The following is an 8229-nucleotide window of genomic DNA, read 5'->3' as shown; positions in this document are numbered from 1 at the left end:
CTCCCGACCGACGGCTTAGAAGGCCGTTGCTCTATCCAGCTGAGCTACTGGGACAGCTTTCACTTATGTATCAGCGACAAGATTTATTATATACAGGTTCAAAAGATAAGTCAATGATTTTTTAGAAACTTTTTCATGGGGAAGAAATGATTCTTCCCCATGAACATTAAAAGCAGATTTTATTTTCCATGCCGCTGATTTCCCGTCCTGATTCATCATAAAAAGTCACAATCGCTTCATCGTTTGACAAGGTAAGAATGGCATAGCTCTTGACATTTCGCACTCTCGGCAGGCGGATGCTGCCCGGGTTGATCAAAAGCTTGCCGCGCAGCATTTCACTGCCGGCAATATGTGAATGGCCGAAGCAGACGATGTCCGCTCCCAGCTCTTCCGCCCGGTAGAAAACAGTTAAAAGAGACTGTTTAATGCCGTGAAGATGTCCGTGAACAACGAGGATTTTTCTTGAACCTGCGGATATAAGGAGTTCGTCCTTAAACCCGCCGCCCATATCACAGTTGCCTTTTACTGCATGATACGGTTTAAGCGCCGGATGTGCGGCTTCGAGCTCTGAATCCCCGCAATGAATCATAAGATCCGCTTCAGCCTCATGCCGCTTGGCAATTGCGCTCAGCTCGTCCTCGAGCCCGTGGCTGTCGCTTATGACCAAGACTTTCATAGCAAACGCCCCCCTCTTACGAATCCAGCAGTTTTGACAGTTTTTTGAGCGCGTCAGCTCTGTGGCTGATTTTGTTTTTTTCAGCGCTTGTCAGCTGAGCCATCGTTTTATCTTTATCCTTCACGATAAAGACGGGATCATAGCCGAAGCCGTTGTTTCCGGCAGGCTCTTTTGCGATATACCCTTCAACGTGCCCTTCGACTGTTTTTGTTTCCTGTCCCGGTCTGCTGACGGCTAGCGCGCAGCGGAAACGGGCTGTGCGCTGCTCTTTTTCAATGCCTTTTAATTCAGAAAGCACCTTTTCTATATTGGCCGTATCGTCTTTTGATTCGCCGGCATAACGAGCGGAATATACGCCCGGTCTGCCGCCCAAATTGTCTACCGATAAACCTGAGTCGTCTGCAATGACCATTTTGTTAACGGCTTTGGCGACGGCCTCTGCTTTTAAAATGGCGTTTTCTTCAAAGGTTTGTCCGGTTTCTTCTATGTCTTCCGTAAATCCGATCTCAGCCAATGAGAAGACGCTGTAGCCTTTCGGTTCCAGTATCTCCTTAAATTCTTTTACTTTTCCAGGATTGTGTGTCGCAATAATTGCTTCTTTCACGCTGATCAAGCCTTTCTATCGTTATTTCAGTTCAGGCAGTGAATCTCCCAGCACTTCTTTTTGTTTTTGAATGAGTGTTTGGATTCCTTCTTCCGCAAGGCTTAAAAGCCCGTTTAAATCCTCGCGTGAGAAAGTAGCTTCTTCTCCCGTTCCCTGAAGCTCCACAAAACGGCCGCTTCCCGTCATAATGATATTCATGTCAACTTCAGCCGCAGAGTCTTCTTCATAATTTAAATCTAAAAGAAGCCCTTGCTCTTTATCAATTCCGACAGATATGGCCGCAAGATAATCTGTCACCGGAGTCGTTTTGATGACGCCGTTTTTTACGAGTTTGCCGATAGCGATGGCCATTGCCAGAAATGCGCCGGTAATGGAGGCTGTTCTTGTGCCGCCGTCGGCCTGAATGACGTCGCAGTCAATCCAGATCGTCCGTTCGCCGAGCTTCTCTAAATCAACGACAGCCCGAAGCGCACGCCCGATCAGGCGCTGAATTTCCATCGTTCTGCCGGACACTTTTCCTTTTGAAGATTCTCTTATCGTTCTCTGATTTGTTGCTCGCGGGAGCATGCTGTATTCTGCGGTAATCCAGCCTTTTCCCCCTCCCCGTAAAAATGGCGGCACCCGGTCCTCCACTGATGCGTTACAGATGACCTTTGTATTCCCCGCCGTAATTAAAACAGAGCCTTCCGGGTGAGTGATAAAATCCAAATCAAATGTGATGGGACGCAGCTCATCATGCTGTCTTCCGTCGTGTCTCATATTTTACCTCCGATTATATGTACATAAACCTTTTTGTTCCGGATGATGAATAAAGAAAGAGGCAGCCGGAACGCTAACCTCTTTTTTACTAGTATATCAAAAATCCCAAATTAAAAACTACCCGTATTCACTTGTGACGGTCTTGAAACAGGTTTTGAAAGGGATTCTCCTTTTTCATTCACAAGTTCTGATTTTCCGTTTACTTTTATAGAAACACTTTTTACCGACGGCTGCTCCGTTAATGTCAGCACAATGCTGTCCAGCACGCCCGAGGACACCATTTTTGTTTTTTCATCTGCGCTTCCGTAAATTGAGCTGTTAAAATCCAGCGTGACCTGCCCGTCTTTTACTTTCGGCTTGCTGAGCAGTTTGACATCGTTATTGAAATCGGTCAGCAGCCCGCTTGCTTTGCCCGGCCCGTCTGCCAGTTGTTCTATGGCTGCGGTAATGTCATTTGTTTCCGAATTCTCAATCCGTTTTGTGACAGGCACGTAATACTCGCTGTTCTCTGTTTCCGCCAAGTAATAGACAGTAAGAGGATGCGTATCCGTCAGATCGTTAACACCGGCCGTTTCAATATTAATCCCGTCTTTTCTGCTTACATCACCTGTAATCGGAGTGCCGCCCACTGGCATTTCTTTCAGCTCATGTCCGTTGATCCTGAGCTGGACTTTGTCTATTGAGCTGAATTGAGTGAGTGTCCATGTAACGGACTGAAGAATTTTTTGCTCATCTTCCTTTTTATAGTTTTTAAATTCTTTAGAGAAATCGGCGACTGCGGTGCCGTCTTTTTTAATGTCAACGTTAACCGTCGTATCGGCGGGAAGCACGGCTCTGAAGCCATTCGGGAGAATTTCCGATACAGGACCGCCCTGTACCAGATACTCAAGCGCCTGCTTCGCGCTTCCTTCGCTATTCGGAAGAGGCAGCGTCTGTGCCGCAACGTAGCCGTTTTTATCAATCAAATACAGCTCTCTCATCACCGTATTCGCGGGCTGCTCGGCTTTAGAGATGCTGTTTTTTTCTGATTGCTTCGTTTTTGCCTGAATACCCGCTTCATCCTTTACGTATGAAACGTCTTGAGGCGGATCAATCTCCCCGGCTGTTTTATCGGATTGAAACAAGCCGCATCCTGATAAAACAAAAGCCGAAGTAAGACATGTTGCAGCAATGACTGCAGGTCCTTTTTTCAGCATACTTTTCCCTCCTAAGGCTGTTTGTACTATGATGTATACGAGCCCCTTTCAGGAAATAGACCGAGATTTTCCGGGAAGCGCAAAAAAACCCGCTTTTTACGGCGGGTTTTGTGATTTATTTTCTGACCGGCTCTTGGAACGAAATGCACTCGACATGACCGACTTCATGGCCGAACCAGTCTTCAGCAATTTTTGCAAATCGGTTTCGCTCTCCCGTTGTGAGAAATTGATGCTCCGGCATATGTTTCGATTGGTTTAACAAGCCTTTATATGAAAGAATGGTGCTGACTTCCCTCGCTGTTTCGTCACCGGAGGAAATAATCTTTACATGCTCTCCCATATAGCTTTGGATCGGCTCTTTCAGAATCGGATAATGCGTGCACCCCAAAATCAAGGTGTCGATCGGTGTCCCCTTCAGCGGATACAGCGATGCTTCAACTGCTTCCTCCGCTGTTTCATTAAGAAACCGTCCGCTTTCCACAAACGGCACAAGCAGCGGACAAGCCGTATTTTCAACGTGAAGCCCGGCATTTAAATTGAGCAGCGCCTGTTCATAAGCTCCGCTTTTGATCGTATTTGCAGTGCCGATGACGCCGATATGCTGATTTTTCGTCACCTTTATCGCCGTCCTCGCCCCCGGCTGAATTACGCCGACAACGGGAATGTCCGTTTTTGCCTGAATATCTTCCAATGCGATTGCCGTCGCCGTATTGCAGGCGATCACGAGCATTTTAATGTGGTGGTTCTCCAGGAGGTAATTGGTCATTTCCCACGTATATTGAAGCACTTCCCGTTCAGGACGCGGGCCGTATGGGCAGCGTTTCGTATCTCCCACATAAATGATATTTTCCTTCGGTAGCTGTCTCATGATTTCCTTAGCAACGGTTAACCCGCCAACCCCGGAATCAATGACTCCTATCGGCTGTTCCAACAAAATCGCCTCATTTTCTTTTCATTTCATGCTGCAGTTTCAGTAATGATTTTTCGAAGACGGCTATTTCCTCATCGGAAAATGTTTCGAACATATCCCGCAAATAAGCCTGCCTTTTTAAAATCACTTCTTGAATAATGCGTTCTCCTTCAGCGAGAAGATGAATTCTGACGACACGTCTGTCAGCCGGGTCCTTCACCCGCTCGACAAGCTTATTTTTTTCCATGCGGTCAATCAGGTCCGTCGTCGTGCTGCAAGCCAAATACATTTTGCCTGATAATTCGCCTATTGTCATATCCCCCAACTCGTACAGCCATTGAAGACCCACGAATTGCGGCGGTGTAATTGCATATTGGTTAAGGATTTCTCTTCCTTTTTGTTTAATGATCGCAGCGATATGGCGGAGTGATTTTTCGATATCCGCAACATGCTCTACAGATTTTGATGTCATTTGTCCATCCCTCACTCAAGGATCTTTCTGGGCTTATGTGCTCCGTGTCTATTTTCCTTCTTTTTTTAAGAAAATGCAAGACTGACAGAGAAAAAGGAAGAGTAAGGTATACGAATCCCGATGCAATACAAATAACCGGCTCCTTCTCGTAAAGAAGGAAAACCGGCAAGAATCAGAGCTCTAGCTCACCCATTCTAAGAAGCTCGACAACAGCTTGCGAACGCCCTTTCACACCCAATTTCTGCATGGCATTTGTTATGCATATCTTTTGCAAACATAAATGAGAATGATCACTGGAATTTATAATGAAAATCAACAGTTCCATCTTCATGAATGACTAACTTTTCAATAAGCGCATGAAACGCCTCAAACAAATCTTGGTCCTTCTTCTTCAGAAGACTAAAGGCAATTTTAATGTTTGTTATGTCAATTGACTCTTCTTCTTCACGTTCGAGCAGAAACAACTTATCGTTTAATTGTTCCATTTGATCCTCGATCTCTTTCCGCTTGGATTGGAATTCGGCTTTTGAAATCATTTGGTCTTCGAGGAACAATTCCAGCAGCCGTTTATGTTTTTTCTCAGCTGCTTCAATTTGAACTTTTGTTTCTCTGATCCGCCGTTTCTTTTTCTCTTCATAATCTGATTTTACATTCAGTTTTAATTTACGGCCCTTCTCCTTGAGCTTTTCAATTACTATTTCGCGTAAATCTTTATACTGGATGGGCGGATGAGAAATACACATGTTTTTCCCTCCGCGTCGATAGGCGCTGCACTTCACATAATTGTGCTCCACTTTTACGCCGTCTTTTTTCCTGCGTCTATAGCTGAACAGGATGACCATGTTCGCGCCGCACACACCGCACTTCATTAAGCCGCGAAGTTCGTTCTTCGGATTGAAACGCCGTTTTTTCAGCACATGCTTTTTATTATTCGCCTTTTCGTAATCTTCCAGTGTAATGATCTTCGGCGCCCAATCTTTATAAATCGTCCATTTTTCCTCCGGGTTACGGATGAACTTTTTTCGGCCCCCGATTTTCACTTGAGTATACCGGTTAGCAATGAACACACCGCAATAGATCGGATTTTGTAAAATCCTCTGAACAGTTGATAGTTGCCACCTCTCATTTTGCTGAGGTTTGGGAATATTGCCGAGCAGCAATTCTTCATTTAATTTGTGTACAACTCTCTTCTGGCCGTAACCGTGATTATTGTATAAATCAAAAATCATGCGGATCACTTTCGCTTGCTCTTCGTATATTTCAAGAAACTTGCCGTTTTTCTTATACCCATATGGAACCCGGCCTGAATGTTCCCCGCGTCTTGCTTTTGCTGCGAGCGCGCTACTTGCTGAAACCGATATTGTCTGTGGGTATTGAGCAGCGAACATGGAAAACATTTCGAACTTCATTGAATTTTTTCCTTCATATAAACTGTCATATCCCTCTTCCAGCGTAACTACACGAACACCGTGCGCCAGCAAAACCTCTTTTATATCCAGCGCATCCTTCAGATCCCTCGCAAGCCGGCTGATGGATTTGAATACAACCATTTTCAACTTGTGATTCGTGGCTTTGTTTAAAATTAGTTGCATGGCTTTACGGTCGAGAAGAATTGTTCCGCTTATACCATCGTCCAGCTGGATAGCCTCGTCTTTCCATTCATAGTTGTTTTTTTCAATCCAATGATGGCATATGTCAATCTGGTTTTGTATGGATGTTGTTTGGCTATCCTTTTCAGACGAAACCCTTGCATAAACCGCATAGGGATAATCTTCATATCTGATCAATTCCTCTGTATTTTTTTCTTCAAAAAACAAAATATCACCCCGTTTGCAAAAGGTACATTTTTCAAAATTATATCATAATGGTTGCGGGCAGCCTACAATTTTTACGAACGTCAGTTCTTGTCCAATTCGTAGGACTGGCCGGAAAAAGGTGCAGTCAATAGAAAAAGAGCTTCAGGGTTGCTGAGCTCTTTTTTCTAATTTCAGCGTACGCGGGCAACCATTCTGCCACGTTATGTAATTCTTATCCTTTAATTTGTCCAGCAGGCCTTTCACTGTGCTGGTAGAGCTTAAACCGAGGTCTTCCATCAATTCTCTATAAGTCGGCGCCACTCCGTACTCATTAATGAAATTTATGATTGCTTGCAGCGTTTCAGCTTGTCTTTTCGTAATGTCACGCATGATTCCTTACCCCTTTTTTATAGTTAGACGGGACAACAGCAAGAATATTGTCTATCCTGAATGTTTTTGTCTGTCTACTCGTAAAACAAAATGCCCGAATGTAATTCTGTGTTATCTGATGAACTATAATTGCTCTTTTTGAGACTGTTCCATCAGCTTTTATATAAATCATGTCCAGTGCTGATTTTTCATTTAACGAACGATTTAACAATGCTTTCATGCTGCCCCCTCCTTCTTTACTATTATTTTATACGAACTTTTGTTCTGTTTCAAGTTGAAAAGGGAATGTTTGTTCTGGTATTATTTACTCAAGGAGGCAATTGAATTGAATGATTTTGAACGAAAAGTGTATCGGATTATTTTTAATATGACCCACTTCGGAAAAAATCCCTCGCTGGATCAACTGAAGAGAAAAACTGGGAAGGATGAACGTGCTATACGGGAAGCTGTTAAGAATCTTATGAGGCAGCGCATATTGAGGTGGGATAAGAAAAAGAACAAATGGATTTTTTGACGCATTATAATAAGGAAATAAAAAAACCTCTTCCGAAGAAAAGGCTCATGTTTGAAGGCGATCAGAAGCAATTTGAATGGTATCTGTTGTTTGTTTTTCCACTGAGTTGATTCCGAATCCGCACACTAAAGTCAATGACAGCCCCAGAATAATGAAGACGCTTTTTTTAAAATTCATACAGGCACTCTCCCCTTTGAATTTGTGTTTGCGTATCAACCATTTTTTTATGATAAAAAAAGGATGTTTCAAACTCCCTTGAATCTGCATAAACAGAAGCAGTCTCACAGGCAATATCCTCGACATATGAATAATTTTTATTCTTCTCCAGGTATTCTATCGTTTCATTAACTCCCTGCTGATCTACTGCATCTACATAAAGGGCCTTTAGGTACCCCTGTAACTTTTCGAATAACTTATCCCCTTGGTATACGGCGGCCGATAGTCCTTTCTTACTCGCTTGGATTCCCTCTGACATTTTCCCCTGTTTAAAAAGAAACTTCGCATAAGAAAATAAGGAATGCGGCAAGTTGCTCAGCTTTGCTTTTTCTGTTATCTCTACTGCTTGCCTTAAAAAGATTTCCGCCTGTTCGTAGTCGCCTCTATCCCCAAAGTTTGTGCCCAAATTATAAAGAGCAGAACTAATCAACCTTCTATTATCTAACTCTTTTGATAATTCAAGAGCTTTTTCAAGATGCGGCTGACTTTTCTCATAACGTTTAAAATCAATATAATTCCCTGATATGACGAATAGACACTGAACCTTTCGCACCTTATAAAGCTCATACTGATTATAAATGTCCAACGCTTGTTTGACATGGTGCATTGATACATGACTTTGTTTCATACCGTAATAAGCTTCTGCCAGCTTAAAATGAAATTCCGCTTTTTCAATTTCATCATGAACGTGCACGA

The 8229-nt window shown here is 43.5% G+C and carries 12 protein-coding genes and 1 pseudogene; 1 reads left to right on the top strand and 12 read right to left on the bottom strand.

Annotated features, from left to right (window positions below):
* Positions 1 to 166: 166 nt before the first annotated feature.
* The 10 genes and pseudogenes from KY305_RS19645 to KY305_RS19600 all read right to left on the bottom strand — a co-directional run bounded on the left by KY305_RS19645 (position 167) and on the right by KY305_RS19600 (position 7023).
* Positions 167 to 676: a YfcE family phosphodiesterase gene (locus tag KY305_RS19645; protein ID WP_223063922.1), complete on the bottom strand. Its 510-nt coding sequence runs from the start codon at positions 674 to 676 to the stop codon at positions 167 to 169.
* A gap of 16 nt (positions 677 to 692) precedes the next feature.
* Positions 693 to 1289 (bottom strand): XTP/dITP diphosphatase, encoded by a 597-nt coding sequence (locus KY305_RS19640; RefSeq protein WP_223063921.1) that lies wholly within the window; start codon positions 1287 to 1289, stop codon positions 693 to 695.
* Between the two features lie 12 nt (positions 1290 to 1301).
* Positions 1302 to 2039, bottom strand: a complete 738-nt coding sequence (gene rph, locus KY305_RS19635; RefSeq protein WP_223063920.1) for a ribonuclease PH — start codon at positions 2037 to 2039, stop codon at positions 1302 to 1304.
* Positions 2040 to 2149: 110 nt separating this feature from the next.
* Complete coding sequence (locus tag KY305_RS19630; RefSeq protein WP_223063919.1) at positions 2150 to 3235, bottom strand: GerMN domain-containing protein; 1086 nt, start codon at positions 3233 to 3235, stop codon at positions 2150 to 2152.
* Between the two features lie 115 nt (positions 3236 to 3350).
* Positions 3351 to 4169 (bottom strand): glutamate racemase, encoded by an 819-nt coding sequence (racE, locus tag KY305_RS19625; RefSeq protein WP_223063918.1) that lies wholly within the window; start codon positions 4167 to 4169, stop codon positions 3351 to 3353.
* A gap of 7 nt (positions 4170 to 4176) precedes the next feature.
* Complete coding sequence (locus tag KY305_RS19620; RefSeq protein ID WP_214798052.1) at positions 4177 to 4617, bottom strand: MarR family winged helix-turn-helix transcriptional regulator; 441 nt, start codon at positions 4615 to 4617, stop codon at positions 4177 to 4179.
* Between the two features lie 172 nt (positions 4618 to 4789).
* Positions 4790 to 4876: pseudogene (gene gerE, locus KY305_RS20215) on the bottom strand (spore germination transcription factor GerE); the annotation flags it as partial.
* Between the two features lie 31 nt (positions 4877 to 4907).
* Complete coding sequence (locus KY305_RS19610) at positions 4908 to 6434, bottom strand: recombinase family protein (protein WP_223063917.1); 1527 nt, start codon at positions 6432 to 6434, stop codon at positions 4908 to 4910.
* Positions 6435 to 6575: 141 nt separating this feature from the next.
* Positions 6576 to 6803, bottom strand: coding sequence for a LexA family protein (locus KY305_RS19605; RefSeq protein WP_223063916.1), 228 nt, complete (start codon positions 6801 to 6803; stop codon positions 6576 to 6578).
* Entirely contained in the window at positions 6796 to 7023 is a 228-nt protein-coding gene (locus KY305_RS19600) for a WYL domain-containing protein (protein ID WP_223063915.1), read from the bottom strand. The genes KY305_RS19605 and KY305_RS19600 overlap by 8 nt, the downstream gene beginning before the upstream one ends.
* Positions 7024 to 7128: 105 nt before the next feature.
* Between KY305_RS19600 and KY305_RS19595 the strand changes: the two genes are divergently transcribed.
* Complete coding sequence (locus KY305_RS19595; RefSeq protein WP_223063914.1) at positions 7129 to 7317, top strand: hypothetical protein; 189 nt, start codon at positions 7129 to 7131, stop codon at positions 7315 to 7317.
* Between the two features lie 45 nt (positions 7318 to 7362).
* Here KY305_RS19595 and KY305_RS20210 read toward each other — a convergent pair whose 3' ends face one another.
* Positions 7363 to 7494 carry a hypothetical protein gene (locus tag KY305_RS20210; protein ID WP_262417890.1) on the bottom strand — a complete coding sequence of 44 codons (132 nt, stop codon included), beginning with the start codon at positions 7492 to 7494 and terminating at the stop codon, positions 7363 to 7365.
* Positions 7484 to 8229 (bottom strand): tetratricopeptide repeat protein (locus KY305_RS19590; RefSeq protein WP_223063913.1); only part of this gene is annotated, 746 nt, incomplete at its 5' end. The genes KY305_RS19590 and KY305_RS20210, both read right to left, overlap by 11 nt.

The sequence above is a fragment of the Bacillus sp. YC2 genome, from assembly GCF_019891195.1.
GTDB lineage: Bacteria > Bacillota > Bacilli > Bacillales > Bacillaceae > Bacillus.
The sequence above is the reverse complement of the archived record's forward strand: the minus strand, read 5'-3'. Positions and strand labels throughout refer to the sequence as shown.